This window comes from Paraburkholderia hospita (assembly GCF_002902965.1).
Taxonomy (GTDB): Bacteria; Pseudomonadota; Gammaproteobacteria; order Burkholderiales; family Burkholderiaceae; genus Paraburkholderia; species Paraburkholderia hospita.
The window spans coordinates 1954503-1974703 of record NZ_CP026107.1; the positions used below are offsets into that span (position 1 = coordinate 1954503).

Genomic DNA, 20201 nt, shown 5'->3' on the forward strand with positions numbered 1-20201 from the left:
TTCGCCCACTGGGCGAGAGGCGCCTTTCTATGCGAATTGTGAGCATCGTTGGCACGTTCGACAGACGCGCGTGGACAGACCCAACAACAATGCTTTCCAGTTATCCACCTTAATCTGGCGCCGGTGGATACCTACACTGCATTCACCGGTTCGCAAACGGGATCGTTTGAAGACCGAACCAAATACTGGAGGTAACTATCATGAAGTCGCTCATCCAAGCCGTTGTTATTGCCGCTGCCCTCGCTGCCCCCTTAGCCGCATTCGCCCAGTCGAACCAGCCGATCACCCGCGCGCAGGTACGCGCCCAACTCGTTCAGCTCGAAAAGGCTGGGTATCATCCTGGCGATGGTGACAACACCACCTATCCGGAAGAGATTCAGGCAGCCGAGGCAAAGGTCGCTGCGCAGAACAATGCGTCAGGCATCGGTGGCGTCACGAGCGGATCGTTTGGCGCGGGTCACGCGGCCGTCTCGAAGGCGGACTGGGACGCGATGTACAACCGTCCGTAACATGCACGCGACCTGATACGGAAACGGGCCTACGGTCGTTGCCGTATCCGATAGCAGGCCCGAGTCGTTCTACAACACCTCCGCCGTCGAGTTCCCTCTCGACGGCTTCGCACAGACCTCAAAGGTCTGTGCGTCTTTTTTGATTCGCCGAGACCCAATCAGAACCGTGCGCGCATACCCACGGTGCCGACAACCTGATTGGCCGTCGACGACGCCCCACCCGAGTTGTTGATAAATGCCACATAGCCGTGGCCAGTTGTGTGCTGGTACATCGCTTCGGCGTACACGTCCGTGCGCTTCGAAAACGAATAGACCGCCTGTAAATTAACCTGATTCCATTTCGGATCTGCGCCGAAGGTCGTGGTTTGTGATACGTGTCCGTCTGTGTATGTGTACGACGCGCCGAGAGCGAGTGCGTGCGTGATTGCATATTTCACGTTTAGATCGTAGTTGTCGAAGCGGAGCGTGCCATTATTGGACCCAAACGACTGAGTGCCCTGGAACTGGCTATGAGAATAGGCGAACCCGACAACGGCGGGACCATAGCTATAGTTGATGGCGGCCGCCGCGGTGCGTTGTACTTCGGCTCCAAGCTGGAACCCGCCGGTCCCGTTTGCAGCGGATTCGGCTGTGTCGATAGCGCCCGTGGTCGCGGTAGTCGAGTTCGATCCATTTAACTGCAGGTAGGCCGCCGCAATATTCAACGGTCCGCTGCTGTAGATTGCGCCCACGCTGTAAGCACGATTGTTTGCAAAGTTCTGGTTGTTCGAGAAAGCGTACAGGCCGCCAAACTTGAAACCGTGATAGTCGGTGCTGGTGTATTTGATTGCATTGTTTATTCGGAACGAGTGATCGAAATTGTCGTTGTCGAACGGGTGAGCAAACCCTGTGTCGCCTAAGGTTCCCGATACGCCCGACAACGGCGCGACGAAATCCGTCAGGAAGTCGTATTGACGCCCCAATGTCAACGTGCCGAACATGTCGCTCCTGATACCCACGAAAGCCTGCCTGCCAAAAAGCCGACTGTTTTGCGCGAGCTTACCGTTCTGCACGTTGAAACCATTTTCCAGAACGAAGATTGCATGCAGACCGCCACCAAGGTCTTCAGATCCGCGAATGCCAAATCGGCTTCCATTTATTTCGCCGCTGGTCGTCTGGAACAGTGAACCATGCGATGTGCCCTTCACCACGTTGTTTGTGTACATGAGCCCTGCGTCGATGAGACCATAGAGCGTCACGGAGTTCTGTGCGTGCGCAGCAGTCGTTGCAGCCACCGAGATTGCGAGAACAGCGATTCGTTTCATTTGACACCTCTTGCTTGAAAGAAATCGACCTCGTCTAGTGACGAATCGTCAATAGCGTGTGGTGTTCAAATCCTCGGAAAGTACCTTTCTGGCTGCTCAAGAAGCGGGTATTTATTTTTGTGAAAGCAGATTGTCAAATAACATATTTATATTTTTATGCAGCCGAAATACCGGATTCTTTTCATCCATTTATGATTGAAAATTCTCGGGACGAAAATACACGCATGAATCACATGAGAGCGCAAACGCGGCTAGGCGTCGATTGCACTTTTGTATTGGCTGTCATACTTTGGTTTAGTTGGCGTTCCGCTCTGAGCCGCGAACACACTTAAGGCGCGGCGCTCCAGTTATCAGCGCGCGTCTTGACATGTGACGGGTGACGTTTGCATCTACCGTATAGGGCTTATCCGCTCACCGGATGCTCACTTGATACTCTCGCGAAACCACTTCGGATGATGCTTGCGCGCCCAGCCGAGCGTCACCGTGCCACGCACCATCGCGCCGATCGAACCCTTCACCCATATCGCCGCGTAGATATGCACGATGATGCTGCAGATCAGCACGAACGCGGTTACGGCATGAATCACAGCCGCGACGCGCACCACTTCAATCGGGAAATAGAACGCGAAATACGCACGCCAGATGACGATGCCGCTCAGCAGCAACAGCAGCAGGCATAGCACCAGCACAAAGAACAGCAGCTTCTGCCCGGCGTTGTATCTGCCAACTTCGGGCAGCCGGTCTTCGCGGTTGGTGAGCACATCGTTGATCTGTCGCAGCCATTGCCGGTCGTCGGCATCGAGATAGTTGTGATGCCAGAAGCGCAGCGCAAGAATCATGAACGACACGAACATCACGAGGCCGATGAACGGATGCAGGATGCGCGTCCATTGCCCGCCGCCGAACAGCGCGGACAGCCAGAACATCGACGGATGAAACAGCGCCAGGCCCGACAGCGCGAGCAAAACGAAGGTGATCGCCGTGATCCAGTGGTTCGTGCGCTCGTTCGGCGTATAGCGTACGATCAGGTCCGGGTTCTCATGCCGATGATGTTTCATTTGACGGGCTCCTCGGGCTTGTGCTCGCGACGTTCGCGGATATCGTGCGCGGCGTTGCGGGCGGCGTCCTCGTCTTCTTCGCTGACCTCGTTCGGACCGATGCGCGTGTAGTGGAAGAAGCCCGCCAGCGCCGTCAGCGCGATCGCCGCGACGCCGAGCGGCTTCGCAATGCCTTTCCACAGCTTCACGAACGGGCTGATATGCGGATCGTCAGGCAAGCCGTGGTAGAGCGAAGGCTGGTCCGCGTGATGCAGAACGTACATCACGTGCGTGCCGCCCACACCGGCCGGGTTGTACAGTCCCGCGTGTTCGAAGCCGCGCTCCTTCAGGTCGACGATGCGCTCTTCCGCGTGCTGGATCATGTCGACCTTGGTGCCGAATACGATCGCGCCCGTCGGGCAGGTCTTCACGCACGCCGGTTCCTGGCCGACACCGACGCGGTCCGAGCAGAGCGTGCACTTGTAGACGCGATGATCCGCCTTTGATAGCCGCGGAATATTGAACGGGCAGCCCGCAATGCAGTAGCCGCAGCCGATGCAGTTCTCCTCGTGGAAATCCACGATGCCGTTCGTGTACTGCACGATCGCGCCCGGCGATGGACACGCCTTCAGGCAACCGGGATCTTCGCAGTGCATGCAGCCGTCCTTGCGGATCAGCCATTCGAGATCGCCTTTCGGGTTCTCGTACTCGGTGAAGCGCATCACCGTCCACGAATGCTCGGTGAGATCGCGCGGGTTGTCGTAGACGCCCGTCGTGATGCCGACCTCGTCGCGCAGGTCGTTCCACTCCATGCACGCTGTCTGGCACGCCTTGCAGCCGATGCACTTGGTCACGTCGATGAGTTTCGCGACCGTGCCCGTCACCGGCTCGCGCACCGACGTCGGCTGCACGGTCGTGGCGGAGAGGCGTTTGATATCGAGCGATTGAAATGCCATGACGCCTCCCTATGCCTTCTCGATTTTCACGAGGAACGACTTCGATTCCGGCGTCTGCGAATTTCCGTCGCCCACGGCAGGCGTCAATGTGTTGGTGATATAGCCAGGCTTCGTGAGCCCCTTGAAGCCCCAATGCAGCGGAATGCCGACCGTCTGCACCTTCTTGCCATCGATCATCAATGGCTTGATCCGTTTCGTCACGACCGCGACTGCCACGATGTATCCGCGCTTGCTCGACACCTTTACGCGATCCCCGGCGACAACACCAATTTCTTTCGCCAGGTCCTCGCCGATCTCCACGAACTGCTGCGGCTGCACGATCGAATTCAAACGTGCGTGCTTGGTCCAGAAGTGGAAGTGTTCGGTCAGACGATAGGTAGTGCCCGTATGCGGGAATTCCGGTGACTTGCCAAGCGCCGCACGATCGTCGGGAAATACGCGCGCAGCCGGGTTACTCGTCGCCAGTGGATTGTTCGGATGGAAGGTGTTGTAGCCGAGCGGTGTCTCGAACGGCTCGTAGTGCTCGGGGAACGGCCCTTCGTTCATCGCATCGCGTGCGAAGAACCGCGCGACGCCCTCCGCGTTCATGATGAACGGATTCATGCCGTTCTCGGGCGGCTCGTCGATCTTGAAGTCGGGGATGTCGGGCCCGCTCCAGCTCGTGCCGTTCCATGCAATCAGCTTGCGCTTCGGGTCGAACGGCTTGCCGCTCAGGTCGCACGACGCGCGGTTGTACAGCACGCGCCGGTTCGCAGGCCATGCCCATGCCCAGTTCAGCGTCTGGCCGATGCCCGTCGGGTCGCTATTGTCGCGCCGGCCCATCTGGTTCCCGTTCTGGGTCCATGCGCCGCAGAAGATCCAGCAGCCGCTCGTCGTCGTGCCGTCGTCCTTCAGCTGCGCAAAGCCGGCCAGCTGATCGCCTTTCTTGACCAATACTCTGGATGCATCTTTCGGGTCCGTGATGTCGGCGAGTGCGCGGCCGTTGTACTCCATTGCGATCTCTTCGGGCGTCGGGCTGTCGGGGTCTGCGTACGGCCAGTCGAGCTTCACGATCGGATCGGGATACTTGCCGCCCTGCTCCACATACGCCTTGCGCATGCGCAGAAATAGACCCGACATGATTTCCAGATCGCTGCGCGCCTCATCGGGCGGTTGTGCGCCTTGCCAGTGCCATTGCAGCACGCGGCTCGAACTGACGAGCGAACCGCGTTCCTCCGCGAAGCAGTTGGTCGGCAGCCGGAACACTTCCGTCTGGATCTTCGATGCATCGACGTCGTTGTATTCGCCGTAGTTCTTCCAGAACTCCGAGGTTTCCGTCGCGAGCGGGTCCATGATGACGAGCCACTTCAGCCTCGCGAGGCCCGCCGACGTCTTCGCCTTGTTCGGCGCGGCCGCGAGCGGATTGAAGCCCTGGCAGATATAGCCATTGACCTTGCCCTGATTCATCAGCTCGATCATCTGCATCAGGTCGTACGGCTTGTCGAGCTTCGGCAGGTAGTCGTAGCCCCAGTTGTTATCGGCCGTCGCGGCAGCGCCCCACCATGACTTCATCATGCTGACGAAAAACGCGCGGTAGTTCCTCTAATAGCTCAGCTGGTTCGGCCGTAGCGGTTGCGCTGCGCGCTTCTTGATATAGCCGTCGAAATCCTGCTCCGGCTCGGTCGGCAACGTCATATAGCCGGGCAGCGAGTTCGACAGCAGCCCGAGATCGGTCAAGCCCTGGATGTTCGAGTGGCCGCGCAATGCGTTCATTCCGCCGCCCGCGATGCCGATATTACCCAGCAGCAGTTGCACCATCGCGCCCGTGCGGATCATCTGCGCGCCGACAGAGTGTTGCGTCCAGCCGAGCGCGTAAAGAATAGTGCCAGCACGGCCCGGCGTTGAGGTAGTCGCGAGCGTCTCGCAGACGTGCAGGAACTTCTCCTTCGGCGTGCCGCAGGTCTTTTCGACCATCTCGGGCGTGTAGCGCGAGTAGTGCTGTTTGAGCAGGTTGTACACGCAACGCGGATGCTGCAGCGTCATATCGACTTTTGCGTAACCGTCGTCGCCGCGCTCGTAGTCCCACGTCGTTTTGTCTGGGTACTTGTGCGCGTTCGCGTCGTAGCCGGAGAAGATGCCGTCGTTGAACGTAAAGTCTTCACGGACAATGAACGCAAAGTCCGTGTAATTCTTCACGTACTCGTGCTGGATCTTGTCATTGGTCAGCAGATAGTTGATCACGCCGCCAAGAAACGCGATGTCGGTGCCCGTGCGGATCGGCGCATAGAAGTCCGCGATGGAAGCCGTACGCGTAAAGCGCGGATCGACGACCATCAGCTTCGCCTTGTTGTGCGCCTTCGCCTCGGTCACCCATTTGAAACCGCACGGGTGCGCCTCGGCCGCATTGCCGCCCATCACCAGAATCACGTCCGCGTTCTTGATGTCGACCCAATGGTTCGTCATCGCTCCACGGCCAAACGTCGGGGCAAGACCTGCCACCGTCGGGCCGTGTCAGACACGCGCCTGGTTGTCGAACGCAAGCATCCCCATGCTGCGGATGGCCTTGTGCGTCAGATAGCCGACCTCGTTGCTGGCCGCCGACGCCGCCAACATGCCCGTGGTCAGCCAACGGTTGACCGTTTTGCCGTCTTCCGTCTTCTCGATGAAGTTCGCGTCGCGGTCTTCCTTCATCAGCTTCGCGATGCGGTCGAGCGCGTCGTCCCACGAGATGCGTTGCCACCGATCGGAACCGGCCGCACGATACTCGGGATACTTCAGACGGCTCGGGCTATGGATGAAGTCGATCAGGCTCGCCCCTTTCGGGCACAACGTGCCGCGATTGACCGGGTGGTCCGGGTCGCCTTCAATGTGAATGATGCTGGCAGTCGCGTTCTTCGCGCCGTCGCCAAGGCCGTACATCAGGATGCCGCAGCCGACGGAGCAATAAGGACACGTGTTGCGCGTTTCGGTAGTACGAGCCAGTTTGTACTGTCGGACTTCGGCGAGCGCGGGTTCCGGCGAGAAGCCCATCAGGGCCAAACTCGATCCGGCCAGCGTGCTCGCCGTCACCTTCAGAAACTGACGGCGGGACATTTGCAACATGGTCGCCTCTCGTCTGGTGCTTGAGCAAGTGGCGAAAGTATATGTCGCTTCTCGTATCGCGTATTTGGAGGGTACGTGGCCACTTCCTTGCGTGCCCAACGACTCAACTTCTATTTCCGTGGCTCGAGTTCATGTCGCAGTCCGCGTCGAGTCGTTGACCGCGTTGAAGCATGCTGTATCGCTATATGATTCTTCCGAGCAAGCCTGAAAGGCTTACCCAGTAAGGTTTCGAGCGAGTGTTCGTTCCTACCGTCGCGCGCTGCTCCGCGTTTGTCGCTTCAATGCACCATCAAAATGGGCTGATCCCTGACATCCCCCCGTCTACTGCCAGATCGGCGCCCGTCATATACCGCGATGCATCCGACGCGAGAAAGAGGATGGCTGCAGCAATTTCATCGGGCTTAGCCGGCCGCTTCATCGGAATGACATTCGACCATTGCAGCAGTTGCGCGTTGGATATTCCCAATGTATCGAAGATCGGCGTATCCGCAACCCCGGGTGAAATGCTGTTGACGCGTATGTCGTGCTCGACGAACTCGGCGGCAAAGCTCTTTGCGAGCGAAACCACCGCTGCTTTCGACGCACAATACGCGGAGAAATGCTTCGTGCCCTGATTGGCCGCAAGCGACGCAACAAGGATGATCGATGCAGGTCGAGCGAGAAACGGCAGCGACTCGCGTACAGTCGCGTAGACTGCGCCAACATTGACATTGAGCACGTCGGAGAATTGCTCCCACGACGTCTCGCGCACGGGTGTTTGCCGGGAAATGCCGGCATTCGCGACCACCACGTTTACATCGCATTGAAAATGGCGAACTGCGCTCTCGTATAGCCTTTGCATGTCTTTCGGGCTTGCGGCGTCTGCGACGACAGCCAAAGCGTTGTCGCCGAGCTTCTTCGCAGCCTGGGCTAGTTTGTCCGCATTACGCCCGCTGATCACCACGCGCGCGCCCTCGGATACGAATCGTTCGGCGGTTGCGAAGCCAATGCCACTGCTGCCGCCTGTCACCACAGCCAAAGCACGCTTGAGTAGCATTGCCTCATCCTCGCAAATTGACGACTAGTGCGCGGCCTGCCTGGATCGCGCGCGTCGTATGGCCTTCACCGTGCAAATCACCTGCAATGAAAACGGCGCCCGCCGCGAAGCGTTGCGCAGCGTCACTGCTCCCCACAACAATTTCGAGCTCCCCTGCGAGCACAACCACATATTGCCTGGACGGTGGATTGTGCCAACCGAGGAAATAGTCACCGTCGAACTCGTGCAAGAGTACGCTCTCGCACGCTTGCGGCGAAGACAACGAGACGGTAATGCCCTTGAAAGACACTGGGCTAACCTCAAAAGCCTTGATGTGCCTGAATAGCGAGTGTCCGTCGCCGCTGGTGTATATCTCGATGCATTCCATCATTTCTCCTTTTGCTAGAAAACGAACGCACGTGGATGACCCGTCAATACCCGCAACGACTCGCCATGGATTGAGCCGGGAAGAAATGTGTCATCCAGCTCCATGCTGTGCGCGGCCATTCCGTTGGCCAGTGCGGCCCAGGCCGCGTGTACCGGGTCGGGCCGGCCGAGCAGCGTTGCGCCACCTGGGATCGGCCGTGCGGCAGCCAGCATGTGAACTGGTCGACTCGAATCCAGAGTGGAACCGTGCACCGCGATGGCAATGTAGTCAATGAAGAAATGCTTGGCGCGCTCGACCACGACGGGGGCAGCGCGTCATATTCGAGGCCGGCGCAGAAACGGCCGAATGTCTGCGCCACGGTTGACTGCACGCGGGGGGCGTGCGTTGGCGTGACCATGAAGCATTACCTCCCAGTACCGGCTCGCGCGGGCTATTCGGGACATAGTAACGAGTCGCTGTTGCATTATAGCTAGTGCCTCATCGCGGATCGGGTTGTCGCCGGCATGAACAGACCCGGCCGGGTCGGCTCAGTCAAAGTCCGCCACTCTGCACTATCATGGTGGACTCAGGAGGGCGCACATGTGTACCTGCGAAGCCAACCCGCACGACGTTCGTCGTGCACGAATCAGGCAGTCATAGCCGACATGCGAAACGCGCGATACGGCAAAGGCCGGTTGCTGATCGTCACGGCGTTCGCGTTGTCCGCGTCCGTGTTCATCAACGGCTGTCAGTCGCCGGCGACGCCGGCAGTGACCGCACCGGGCCAGATCGCCACTGACGACGCTGCACTCGCCGCCCGGGTGAAGCAGGCGCTCGTCGCGGACGCGGGGTTGAGATCGTTGCCGATCAGCGTCGCGACGTATCGAGGCGTCGTGCAGTTGTCAGGCTACGTGGATTCAGAAGTGCAGATGCAGAAAGCGCTTGCCGTGACGCGCGGCGTGCCGGGGGTGCAATCCCTGAGCAACGATCTACACCTCAGGACGCCTTGACGCGCCTTTGCCGAAAACGGATGACGAACGCATTCAGTTCACCGCCAATGCAGTGATTAACCGCCCCCAACATGTGTCTGGTCCGTAGTGATTCCGACCAGGCGTTGACCTTCTTTGCTGTCCTCGACTCTCCAGCCTCGCGCGCTTAACGCTGCCCGTATGTGATCGGCTCTTTCCCAATCCCTTCCAGATCTGGCCCGCTCGCGTTCGCTGAGTAACACTCGAATGTCTTCCGGAATATCAGACACAACAGGTTTCCATTCCTGCAAACCGAGACCAAGCACAGTATCAAAGCTGTCCACGGTTGCTCTCAGAGTCGCGGGTGGCAGGTTACTCCTGGTGAGTTCCCAAAGTACGGCAAGCGCCCTCGGCAGATTCAGGTCCTCGTTCACCTCGGCGTCGAAGCGGGCGGCGAATTCCGGATGGACGCGACCTGCGTCCGGCCAGGTCGAATAGAGATGGCGCAGCCGGTTCAATGCCGTCTGCGCGCCATCGAGAGACGCCCAGTTGAAGCGCAGATTGCTCCGGTAATGGGCTGTCAGGCACAGATAACGGTAGGCGAGCGGATCGATGCTTCGACTCTGCAAGGTCTGAAGACGAATGAAATCCCCGCTCGACTTTGACATCTTCGTGTTCGTATCGAGCGTCAGAAAGTGTCCGTGCATCCAGAAATTCGCAAGCCGCGTGCCGTATGCCGCTTCCGTCTGCGCAATCTCGTTGTTGTGATGCACGGCGATATGGTCTTCGCCGCCGCAATGGATATCAAACCACGCGCCGAGGTATTTCGCGGACATGGCCGAGCACTCGATATGCCAACCGGGAAACCCGCGACCCCATGGGCTCTCCCATTCCATCTGCCGCTTGACTTCGGGCGGACTGAATTTCCACAAAGCAAAGTCGGTGACGTTCTTCTTCGCGCCGAGCGCGACCCGCTTCCCCGCGTGCAAACCTGCGCGGTCTAGCCGCGCGAGATAGCCGTAATTGTCCTGCTTACTGGTGTCGAAGTAGAGACCGTCGCCCGTCCGATACACATAGCCAGCTCGTTCGAGCTCGCCAATGACCGCGATCTGTTCGGTGATGTGATCGGTCGCACGGCACCAAACCGTGGGCTCCAGCAGGTGGAGGGCGTGCCAGTCCGCGACGAAGGCGTCGGTGTAGCGTCGAGCAATGGCCCACGCTGATTGCCCGGTTCGCTGACTGCCTTTCTCCATCTTGTCTTCGCCTTCGTCGGCATCAGAAGTCAGATGGCCGACGTCAGTGATATTGACGACGTGTCGGACCTCTAAACCGTTACGCATCAGTACGCGGCGCAGGATGTCCTCGAACACGTAGGTTCTGAGATTCCCGATGTGCGCATAGTCATAGACGGTGGGTCCGCAGCAATACATGCCGACCCGACCGGCGTGGATTGGCGTGAACGGGCGCACGGTACGCGACCAGGTGTCATACAGCGCAAGCGGCATCGAGTCTCTCCATCCCGAAGGCATACGGCCAGAAAACAGAAAGGCCGCCGGTTTTGCAACGGGCGGCCAGAAGGCGTTGGCTTCAACGTATAGCTAGATCGCTAGACGCAGCTTCCCCCCGGCACGTTCTGACAACATGCACGGATCAGCGAATCGAGGAGTTTGGCGTGACTAGACATGTCAACAATCCTACCGTCTGTTGGCTGCGCAGGTCAATACCGTCGAATGGGTGGTCTCGGTGACGACTTGCGAACGATCGATCATTGCAAACCGGGAGTTCATGTCGTTGGAAGGGTTTCGGATTGGAGTCGATCGTTATCGTTCGGATACCTACTGATTAAATTCGTGATCCCCATTGTGCTGGACTTTGCCGGTTCAGGTGGAATGCGAATGGAGAACTAGGGCCGCATCGACCGCTGTACCGTCGTGCCGCAGATGTATTGGTGCCAGATGGCGCGCATGCAGTGGAGGTGTATAGCGCGGCACCGCTATTCAGCGGTGGCATAAAAGAGATGCCGGTTGCGATCGGCAAATCAACGAAAAGAGGCCAGAAAAAAGGCCTGTTCGCGATGTAACCGCACGCACAGGCCCGATAGAATTTGTTACGTACCGTCACGCGTCCGATACCTGTCGGATCGCTTTCTCACATCGGATTTCCGGTTAATTCAGCATGACACGGCTTGCACGGCACTACGTCCCAGAACAACCGCAGCACGTTATCTTGCAGGGGCTCACGGGGCCCGCTTTCCTGGACGAAGGAGACTACCTGTACTTCCTCGCCTGCCTGGCAGACGCAGCGCGCGTCGCCGATCTGGCAATCCATGCGTGGGTGCTCATGCCTGACGCGGTACAGTTCCTCGTCACGCCTTCATACGAGTCGAGCGTGGCCATGGCGATGCAGGCGGTCGGCCGCCGCTATGTCGAGACCTTCAACCGCCGCCACGGACGCCGCGGTACGGTGTGGCGAGGCGGTTACTGCGCAACAGTGATTGAGCCCGACCGGTATTTTCTGTTCGCGAGCCAGGTCATCGATCATGCGCCGGTGCGCAACCGCCTTGTGGCAGAGCCGGGAAAGTACCAGTGGTCGAGCTACACGCATCACATCGGGCTGCGTGTCGATAGCTTCATCAAGGACCATCCGCTCTACCGGTCGCTCGGCAATACGCCGCTCGAGCGCCACCAGGCCTACCGCGATTTGAGCGCACAGCCCCTTGCCGAACTCGAGGTCAACAACCTGATGGAGTCGACGCTCAAGGGCTGGGTGCTCGGCAGCGCCGCGTATTGCGAGTGGGCGGCGCAGACAGCCAACCGGCGTTTGATGCCCCTGCTGCTGCGCGACCGGCCGCCCAAGGTTCGCACGACACGCGGTCTTGCACACGTGGGCTAATCAAAAGAAAAGCAGGCAATGAAACCTTGCTTGTTTGAGAGGTGCTACGTCAGGCCAGAGCGTTTCAATCCGCTTGGCCGGTGTCGAGAAATCACCCTGCCCATCGCGTTCATCGTCGAACGCGGTGGCCGCACTGGAATAGGCGGTCAGGTCGACCGGTCTGTCCTTTTGCCCGAGCCGGACTTGAATCTCCTCATCCTCGGGGTAGAAGAGTTCATGGCAGTGTAGGCATTCCTGCATGGTGACTGGGCGTGCCGCCACACTTCCTGTTTTTCATTTTCCGTACGACGTTGAGACAAACTACTGGGCCATCGAGCCTCGAACTACCGCAGCCGACATAAAGCAGCTATTCGAGTGACCGCCCTTTCAATCGATCCGATGACCGGCCATGGCCGATCACTGCCTCATGCGAACGACTACCCGATACTCGCACGGCCGCGACCGGCAGCAGGCGATTCCCTTTGAGTCGCTCAATGCTCGCCTTACTGTCTGCCTCCGCGACAACATGAGATGCTCGCCGACGACCCATCGGCCCCGCACTCCTTCACAGGAACGTCGGTGACGGCGTCTGCCACTTGCGAAAGCGGCTCTGTTTCGACAGGCTCAATGGTAGCGGCGAGACCAGTCGCCAGTCTGGCATCGTGTTCGAACAAGGCTTTAAGTTCAGGGCGCAGTCCATCGCCGCGTTGGGCTGCGAGCGCGTGAAGCGAGAGAAACGGCAACATGATCGGACTCCAGTCAATGAAGGACAGGCGAGCCCTACGCCGATGACCGAATTGACGACCGGGCGCCCGCAAGATACACGCGATTCGAGCGCACCATTCTTCGTCCGACGACCTCGTCTGCTGTGCGATCGCATGGACACGATATGGCAGTGGCTCGGCGCAGACACCCCGATTCTTGCTGCCTGATTGCTGTGAACACAAAGTAACGCGTAACGCGAACTGCTATGCCGCTTGTCGTCCTTGCATACTCCGGCGTAATCCGCATCAGTCGAAACAACACGCGTGAAGAACCGCGTCGCCATAAGCCGCGCGTCGGTTTAACGAGTGTTGCAGCAAGAAACGGGGGGCAGCCGACTGCTTACGCCAATATCGTTCAGGCAGAGCGAAGCAATTGCGTTTCTCTCTCCCAACTTCAGTCAATGAGGAATCACCATGTCAAAGGAAGATGACAACAAGGCCGTCGTGGGCCGCTGGTTCACCGATTTTTGGGGCAAGACATGCAATCTCGACATCGTCGATGAACTTGCCGCGCCCGACATGCTTCTTCAATATTCACTGCACGAACCGCGGCGTGGCCACGAGGACATCAAGGCATTCATAACCGGATTCCGCGAAGCTTTCCCGGACCTCAACTTCTGGGGCGCCGCCGATCTCATCGCCGAGGGAGACTATGTAGTTGGCCGCTGGGAGGGTGGCGGCACACATACCGGTCCGGCATTCAGCGATTTCCTCATCGGATCGTTGCCTGCTGCGACCGGTCGGAAAATGCACTTTACCGGCACAACCGTGCTTCGGCTCAAAGACGGCAAGATAGTTGAAGAAATCGGGCTGGACGACGGCGTGACAGCGCTGCAACAACTTGGACGCATCAACGCAGCAGCGTGATCTAAGGCGCAGCGCCTCCGCAGTCTTCAAGCAACGCTTTGCACACCAACACCACAACGACAACAGGCCGGGCGCGTCCCGGCCTGTTCCATCGGGATGGCGCTAACCGTGAAGGTCAGCCTTGAGGCAACGAGGGGGCGTTCGAAGCGACAGCATCGACCGTCCCCTGGCCGACTGCTGCCCCCCGCAATTGGCCATAGCCGCCCGACGCTGTACATCAGCGACATGTTGAAAGTCAACCAAGGCGAGCCAGAACCTACTCCGAATAGAAGCCCGAACCCACCAGGCCTGGCACTCCGTCGATCTTGACTGCCTTCACATAGGTCCATTTATGCGATGGCTGACTCTGCCCCGGTCTCAGGAACATGTAGTCAACCCAGCCCGATCCCTTCGTTTCGACTGTCTGGATCATGGCGTCATGAAACGGCTTGCCGTTGGTATCTTTCTGACCGCTGACGTTGGTCCCCTCACGGGCTGGGAAGGCGGGATTTAACAAGACGTTTTCCTTCAGATCGTAAACGAACAGATAGGTGTCGCCGTGGAACCACTCGCTGCCTTTGATTCTGAACTCGGAAAACGCGACCTTGCCTTTACTTCCGATCAACGCCGCGGCTTTGTCGACCAATGCTTCGGTTTGCTTTGCTGTCTCGGACGTCGGGGGAGATGCCTGAGAAAATGCAGGCGACGCGGCGCAGAATAATCCAACCAGTAGCAATATGCTGGTAACGAGAGCTTTACCGTTCATAGCAGTATCTCCAGCGGCTGTTCTGTACATCGGTCGCTCTTCCGCGCCTGAAATGGTGATATTGGGTCTGTGCGGCCTCTGCGCGTGACCGCATTGCCGGTTCCATTTCCTGGGCGTGGGCCGCTTCAATGGCTGTTCAGCTGTCGCGGATGACGACCGCAAATCAGAGCCGTTGGCGCCAGGCTCGACGAGCACCGCACAAGAGCGGACTATGGAAGTGAAGCGCCTTCTGTACGCAAAAGGCTAGTGCACGAACCGCAGCCTGGCCAGAATCGTTTTCCCGCATCAATGTCGGCTCGATAGCGGACGGTCGCGAATGGCGGAAACTGGCCGATTGCACCGGTTCAACCAACGTTTTACGTAGTAGGCGTTTGACTCGTCAATTGCAGGTTCCAGACGGTTTAACCACAAGCATGACGACCCGGCAGCCACGAGCGACAGAGCGACGGGCAAATATGTACAGCGCGTGCAGTCCGCTCCAACTAGCGAGGCTGTTCGATAAACGCTTCGAACGCCGCCGCGTAATCCGGATGCCAACGAGACAAGGCAGGCCTGTTTTCTACGATATCCCCTATGGCCCATAACATGCGGCGCTCGTCGAGCGAGCGCGGCACGTCGTTATCCGGACACAGGATGTAGAAGTCGCCAGCGCTGAGGCGCTCGAGCATGAACTCGACGGTCTGCTCAGGTGTCCATGCCCCGGTGGGTTTTTCCGTCCGGTTTTTGCGAGTCAACTCCGTGAACACGAAGCCGGGAATGAGCAAATGTGCGCTTATGTTGCACCCGGGGGTGTTACGGAGTTCGTGTTGGAGCGCCTCCGTGAACGCCTTCAATCCGGCTTTCGACACGTTATACGCCGGGTCCCCAGGCGGTGTCGTAATGCCTTGCTTTGAACCCGTATTGATGACAAGCCCTGGTCGACCGCGCGTGATCATGTCTGGTACGAAAACCTGCGTGCCGTGGATTGGGCCCCACAAATTCACGCCCAGCACGCGCATCCAGTTCTCGGCGGGACCGAACATACCGCTGCCCGGTTGAACGCCGGCATTGTTCATCAGGACGTCGGTGCCGCCAAATCTTTCGACCACGGCTGAGTGCAGACGGCGGACATCGTCAATGGCACTGACATCGGTTTCGAGTCCAAAGACGTCCCGCGCGCCGCTCGCGCTCAACCTGGCGATTTCTTCCACGGCATACGCAATTCGATCGGCATCGCGGTCTGCAATGCAGATACGAAGTCCGAGCTCGGCAAACCGCTTTGCCGCAGCCAGGCCGATACCGGCCGCGCCGCCAGTGATGACGGCAACGGCTCCCTTGGTCAGAGCAGGATGAGACATTTGTCGAGTTCCTTGATGAGCCCCGGGGCGCTTGCGCACCTACCGCAGCTATCCCGATGCGGTTAGGTAGAATGAAACGAGAGTAGCACGAGCGCCTTTCTCGCGTTGCTTCGAGGCGTTTTCGCCGGCACTCGCAAGTGTGCCCGTGCACCATATCGGGCGAGACTATTGAGCAACGCGAAACCTGTCTTTTCCGTTCACGTCTTTAAACATCAGTCCCGGTAGTGAATACTCCGTCCGTGCGATGCCGCATTCAACCGGCAAGCTGTGGCATGAGCAAGCTGTCTTTACCGCGAATTGATCTGAGTGGCTGCATATGTTTGCAGCAGAATCGTTACCCATCGTGACCTTGCGCCCTTCCTCCAATGTCGAACCAATCGATTTTTCAGCGCCCGCGGCGCTGGTAGCACAGCGGCTGATTGGCGCGATCTTGACGGTGGACGGCGTAGGCGGCCGTATCGTCGAGACGGAGGCTTACGATCCCGAGGAACCAGCGTCGCATGCTTTCTGCGGGCCGACGACGCGCAACACGGTACTTTTCGGGCAGCCCGCACACGTCTACGTGTACCGGTCGTACGGCATTCATTGGTGCCTCAATTTCGTGTGCCGAGAAGAAGGTCACGGCGCCGGGGTACTGATCCGCGCGATCGAACCGTTGACCGGACTGGATGCAATGCGCCAGCGGCGCGGGCTCGAACCGATCCGCCTGCTCTGTTCCGGACCGGGCCGCGTTGGACAGGCACTTGGCATCACACACCGGCACAACGGTATGTCGTTACTTGAAGCGCCTTTTCACGTCGAAGCGCCGCAAGAACCGGCGTCGATCGTGACGGGACCACGTATCGGCATTACCAAGGCAATCGCGTTGCCCTGGCGTTTCGGCCTCGCGGCGTCGAAATTCTGGAGCAAGCCGTTCCCAAAGCACACTTGAACGCTCAATCTGCAAGCGACACAACTGTCATATCGCGACAGCAATCATTTTGTCGTGGCGGCTTCGAGTATGCGCGATGTACGGGTCCGTAGACGTGGCGCCACGAAGTCGAGAAAAGCGCGCAACTTGAGTGGCAGAGGCGTCTGTCCTTTATGCACGAGACTGATGGGCAACGGCGCCGACTCGAACGTGTCGAGCACGACGCTCAGTGCGTTGTCACGAATAGCGTCCGCGACCTGATAAGACAACACACGTACCAGTCCAACGCCAAGCATCGCGGCTGCGATCGCCGCTTCCGCCGTATTGACTGCAAGCCGTGAACGAACGGGCACGGACACTTCTGACTTGCCGGACCCAAACACCCAGGCACGCGTGGATGCGAGCACCTCGAAGGTAATGCACTCGTGCGCCGCGAGATCGCGCGGTTTGACGGGCTCACCATGCGATGCCAGATACGCGGGACTCGCGCAGACGACCCGGCGCACAGTTCCCACTCTCGTCGCCATGAGCGTGCTATCGGGCAGTTCTCCAATGCGGATGGCGACGTCTGCTTGCTCCTCCATCAGATGCACGACACGATCCGTGAGCACGAGGCTCACGTCGATTTCCGGATAGTGCGCGAGAAATTCCGCAACCACGGGCACGACGTGCAAGCGGCCGAACACGACGGGCGCCGTGACCACGAGTTCGCCCTTGGGGGACGCGTATTCCCCCGTCGCCGCGCGCTCGGCTTCTGCAATCTCATCGAGGATGCGCCGGCACGCCGCCACATACGAGGCGCCCGCTTCCGTCAATGAAAGCTGCCGCGTCGTGCGTTGGATAAGACGCGTCTTCAGATGCGATTCCAGTTCTCCGACCTTGCGGCTCACTGTTGCCAACGGCATGCCGAGGCGCCGCGCGGCGGCCGACAAACTGCCCGAGTCAACGACAGCGACAAGGATGGACATGGAATCAAGCCGATTCATCGGAAGGCCCTATCAAAAAATGGAAGGATGATTCCCGATGTTGGGAGATTCTCTTTATAAATGCAAGCGCGTAGCCTGCAGACTGTGTGCCACGGCATCTTGCTGGACATGCCCTGAAGATCGAAATAAAAGGAGAGTGCCGTGAACGGCCTGCCAAATACATCGAATAATCCCCAGACCCACGCAGTCGCGTCACGCGCCAAAATCGTCATGATGGCGGTCATCGCCGGCGCGGTGATCACCAACATCTACTGCACGCAGCCAATCCTGCCGCTGATCGCTTCTGGCCTGCAGGTCGACCTGACCACCGTCGACCTGGTCGCCGGCGCGGCGCTGCTCGGCTTTGCGACGGGCCTCGCCTTGCTGTTACCGCTAGGCGATCGCTTCGACCGGCGCAAGCTCGTGCTCGCGCAGATTGCGCTCGCCTTCGTCTTCGCGCTGAGTTCCGCGCTTTCACCCGGCATCTGGCCGCTGATCGGAGCGTCTTTCGGTCTTGGCATCGTCAGTTGCGTGCCTCAGCAGCTCGTACCCTTCGCTGCCGTCATGTCATTGCCGAGTGAACGCGGGCGTTCGGTCGGCACGGTCGTCAGCGGCATCATGGTCGGCATTCTGTTGGGCCGCACGATCAGCGGCGTGATCGGTGCGACCTACGGCTGGCGCGCCGTGTACGGCGTGGAAGCGCTGTTCATGATCCCCGTCTGGATCGCTGCCGCGTCGCTGCTTCCACGCGGCGTGCCTTCCACCGATCTTTCCTACGGACGTCTGCTCGCTTCACTCTGGCCACTGGTTCGGGACAATCGCCCGATTCGTGAATCGATGATTGTTCAGGCGCTGTTGTGGGCCTGCTTCAACGCATTCTGGGTCAATCTGGCGGCGCTTCTGGCAAACGGCCCCCAGCACCTTGGCAGTGCGTGGGCTGGCGGCTTTGGGATCATCGGCGCGACGGGTGCACTCGCCGCTTCACTCGGCGGTCGCGCGACAGATCGACTCGGCTCGCGCACCGTCATTGCGGCCAGCATCGGCATCGTTACGCTCGCCTATGTGCTGCTCGCCGGCGCGGAGTCCTCGCTGACGTTCCTGATCATCGGGGTCATCGTGCTCGATATCGGTGTGCAGTCGGGTCTCGTGTCCAACCAGACGCGCGCCTTTGCCGTCGATCCCAAGGCGCAGGGCCGCATCAACAGTCTCTACATGACGGCCACCTTCTCCGGCGGTGCCATCGGCGTGATGATCAGCGGCTGGCTGATGACCCGCTTCGGCTGGACGGGCGTCGTGATCTTCGGCATTGCATTGGGGCTCGTCGCTTCCGCATACCACTGGCTTGGTGGCAACCGACGCATGCAAAGCGCAGCTCAATCGTGATTTCGATCATGCGATCAAGGTGAACGGGCAACGATACGATCGCGTGGCGACCAGTACCATCGTGCAATGATGGGGCGTATGTAAGTGCGCGTTACGCAGTAGCCTCAAGGTCGGTGGATTGATCCGACCGATGCATACGTCGCGGCACGCCATATACGCTCTCGACACCCCGCATTTGCTGTCGGCATTGCATAGGTGTCACGTTGATACGCCTAAGGAAGACCATGCGCATATGCGTGGCATTGTGGAAACCGCATTTGAATGCAATGGTCTTCAGAGGGTCGTCAGTCCCACCTAGTATCTTTCTCGCGGCGTCCACACGAAGTTCTTCGACAAATGCGGATGGAGTCATCTGCGCATGTTTCGCAAACAGTCTCGAAAAATTTCTTCTGCTAACCGAGACGGCGCTGGCAAGCTCTTCGATCGACAGTTCATCGGCAATATGATCGGTGACGTATCGCTGTACCTTCTCGATGAGCGTGTTCTTGCCCGCGGCGGGATCGATATACGGTCTGCCCTCATGATCCATGTCCATGCCAAGACGCGTCGCGATCCGTGCAGCGAATTCATGGCCCCAGTCGTCTGCGACCTGAGATAGACAAAGATGCCAGCCCGCCGTCGCACCGGCGGATGACACCAGGTTGCCATCACGTATCAGGACTTTGTCGGGACGAATTCGAGCCAGCGGGAATTCCCGGGCCAGAGAACTCGCGTCGGCCCAACTGGCGGTGACTTCTCTACCGTTGAGCACACCTGCGTGCCCTAATAGAAACGCCCCATTGCAAATGGAGCCGATTCGCTTCGACTGGAAAGCGCGATCGCGCAACCAGTCCAGGAATTCGCGCTTCGGGCGAGAGTTCGACAAGTGCGGTCTACCCGTCACCAGCAAAACATCGACAGATGTTTGAAACGCTGTGTAGTCAAACGGGACGGAAAGCTGCATCGAATTCGAGCAAGCTATATGGCCCGCCCGCTCACCTACTAACGAAACCTGATACTGACAGGTTGCCCGCAGGCATTGGTTCGCTTCGGAAAAGACATCGAGTGCGCCGGCAATATCCAGCGCTTGCACACCGTCAAGCACGACAATAGCGATTTTCATTTTCCGGATCCGCACGTGTG

18 protein-coding genes and 1 pseudogene are annotated in these 20201 nt (G+C 59.0%); 6 read left to right on the forward strand and 13 right to left on the reverse strand.

Features of this window, described 5'->3' with window-relative positions:
* Positions 1-200: 200 nt before the first annotated feature.
* Positions 201-509 (forward strand): DUF4148 domain-containing protein, encoded by a 309-nt coding sequence (locus tag C2L64_RS42120; protein WP_007586843.1) that lies wholly within the window; start codon positions 201-203, stop codon positions 507-509.
* Between the two features lie 158 nt (positions 510-667).
* On the opposite strand, the gene C2L64_RS42125 is transcribed toward C2L64_RS42120, so the two are convergent.
* From C2L64_RS42125 to C2L64_RS42155, 7 genes and pseudogenes are all read right to left on the reverse strand, one after another.
* The gene (locus C2L64_RS42125) at positions 668-1813 is read right to left on the reverse strand and encodes a porin (protein WP_007586842.1); all 1146 of its coding nucleotides are present in this window, start codon (positions 1811-1813) and stop codon (positions 668-670) included.
* Between the two features lie 422 nt (positions 1814-2235).
* On the reverse strand, positions 2236-2871 hold the full coding sequence (locus C2L64_RS42130) for a formate dehydrogenase subunit gamma (protein ID WP_007580173.1): 636 nt from the start codon (positions 2869-2871) through the stop codon (positions 2236-2238).
* Complete coding sequence (fdxH, locus tag C2L64_RS42135; protein WP_007586841.1) at positions 2868-3806, reverse strand: formate dehydrogenase subunit beta; 939 nt, start codon at positions 3804-3806, stop codon at positions 2868-2870. The genes C2L64_RS42130 and fdxH overlap by 4 nt, the downstream gene beginning before the upstream one ends.
* 9 nt (positions 3807-3815) lie before the next feature.
* Positions 3816-6887: pseudogene (fdnG, locus tag C2L64_RS42140) on the reverse strand (formate dehydrogenase-N subunit alpha).
* Positions 6888-7176: 289 nt separating this feature from the next.
* The gene (locus tag C2L64_RS42145; protein WP_009770226.1) at positions 7177-7923 is read right to left on the reverse strand and encodes an SDR family NAD(P)-dependent oxidoreductase; all 747 of its coding nucleotides are present in this window, start codon (positions 7921-7923) and stop codon (positions 7177-7179) included.
* Positions 7924-7927: 4 nt separating this feature from the next.
* Positions 7928-8290, reverse strand: a complete 363-nt coding sequence (locus C2L64_RS42150; RefSeq protein ID WP_039902154.1) for a cupin domain-containing protein — start codon at positions 8288-8290, stop codon at positions 7928-7930.
* A gap of 14 nt (positions 8291-8304) precedes the next feature.
* On the reverse strand, positions 8305-8589 hold the full coding sequence (locus tag C2L64_RS42155) for an MmgE/PrpD family protein (RefSeq protein ID WP_009770224.1): 285 nt from the start codon (positions 8587-8589) through the stop codon (positions 8305-8307).
* Between the two features lie 345 nt (positions 8590-8934).
* Here C2L64_RS42155 and C2L64_RS42160 point away from each other — a divergent pair, with 345 nt between their 5' ends.
* Complete coding sequence (locus C2L64_RS42160; RefSeq protein WP_009770223.1) at positions 8935-9279, forward strand: BON domain-containing protein; 345 nt, start codon at positions 8935-8937, stop codon at positions 9277-9279.
* 56 nt (positions 9280-9335) lie between these two features.
* On the opposite strand, the gene cysS is transcribed toward C2L64_RS42160, so the two are convergent.
* Positions 9336-10742, reverse strand: a complete 1407-nt coding sequence (gene cysS, locus C2L64_RS42165) for a cysteine--tRNA ligase (protein WP_009770222.1) — start codon at positions 10740-10742, stop codon at positions 9336-9338.
* A 670-nt stretch (positions 10743-11412) separates the two neighbouring features.
* Between cysS and C2L64_RS42170 the strand changes: the two genes are divergently transcribed.
* Entirely contained in the window at positions 11413-12129 is a 717-nt protein-coding gene (locus tag C2L64_RS42170) for a transposase (RefSeq protein WP_039902139.1), read from the forward strand.
* Here the strand turns inward: C2L64_RS42170 and C2L64_RS42175 are convergent, their stop codons facing one another.
* Complete coding sequence (locus tag C2L64_RS42175) at positions 12130-12369, reverse strand: hypothetical protein (RefSeq protein WP_009770220.1); 240 nt, start codon at positions 12367-12369, stop codon at positions 12130-12132. It lies immediately after the preceding gene.
* A 917-nt stretch (positions 12370-13286) separates the two neighbouring features.
* Here C2L64_RS42175 and C2L64_RS42185 point away from each other — a divergent pair.
* Positions 13287-13739 (forward strand): ester cyclase, encoded by a 453-nt coding sequence (locus C2L64_RS42185; protein ID WP_009770218.1) that lies wholly within the window; start codon positions 13287-13289, stop codon positions 13737-13739.
* Positions 13740-13995: 256 nt separating this feature from the next.
* Here the strand turns inward: C2L64_RS42185 and C2L64_RS42190 are convergent, their stop codons facing one another.
* Positions 13996-14484 (reverse strand): cache domain-containing protein, encoded by a 489-nt coding sequence (locus tag C2L64_RS42190; protein ID WP_007732227.1) that lies wholly within the window; start codon positions 14482-14484, stop codon positions 13996-13998.
* Positions 14485-14966: 482 nt separating this feature from the next.
* Complete coding sequence (locus C2L64_RS42195) at positions 14967-15821, reverse strand: SDR family NAD(P)-dependent oxidoreductase (RefSeq protein ID WP_007732225.1); 855 nt, start codon at positions 15819-15821, stop codon at positions 14967-14969.
* Positions 15822-16137: 316 nt separating this feature from the next.
* On the opposite strand from C2L64_RS42195, the gene C2L64_RS42200 reads away from it, so the two are divergent.
* Positions 16138-16752, forward strand: a complete 615-nt coding sequence (locus C2L64_RS42200) for a DNA-3-methyladenine glycosylase (protein ID WP_009770217.1) — start codon at positions 16138-16140, stop codon at positions 16750-16752.
* Positions 16753-16796: 44 nt separating this feature from the next.
* On the opposite strand, the gene C2L64_RS42205 is transcribed toward C2L64_RS42200, so the two are convergent.
* Complete coding sequence (locus tag C2L64_RS42205) at positions 16797-17717, reverse strand: LysR family transcriptional regulator (protein ID WP_039902137.1); 921 nt, start codon at positions 17715-17717, stop codon at positions 16797-16799.
* A gap of 141 nt (positions 17718-17858) precedes the next feature.
* On the opposite strand from C2L64_RS42205, the gene C2L64_RS42210 reads away from it, so the two are divergent.
* The gene (locus tag C2L64_RS42210; protein ID WP_009770215.1) at positions 17859-19079 is read left to right on the forward strand and encodes an MFS transporter; all 1221 of its coding nucleotides are present in this window, start codon (positions 17859-17861) and stop codon (positions 19077-19079) included.
* A 91-nt stretch (positions 19080-19170) separates the two neighbouring features.
* On the opposite strand, the gene C2L64_RS42215 is transcribed toward C2L64_RS42210, so the two are convergent.
* Positions 19171-20181 carry a GlxA family transcriptional regulator gene (locus C2L64_RS42215; protein ID WP_009770214.1) on the reverse strand — a complete coding sequence of 337 codons (1011 nt, stop codon included), beginning with the start codon at positions 20179-20181 and terminating at the stop codon, positions 19171-19173.
* Positions 20182-20201: the final 20 nt, after the last annotated feature.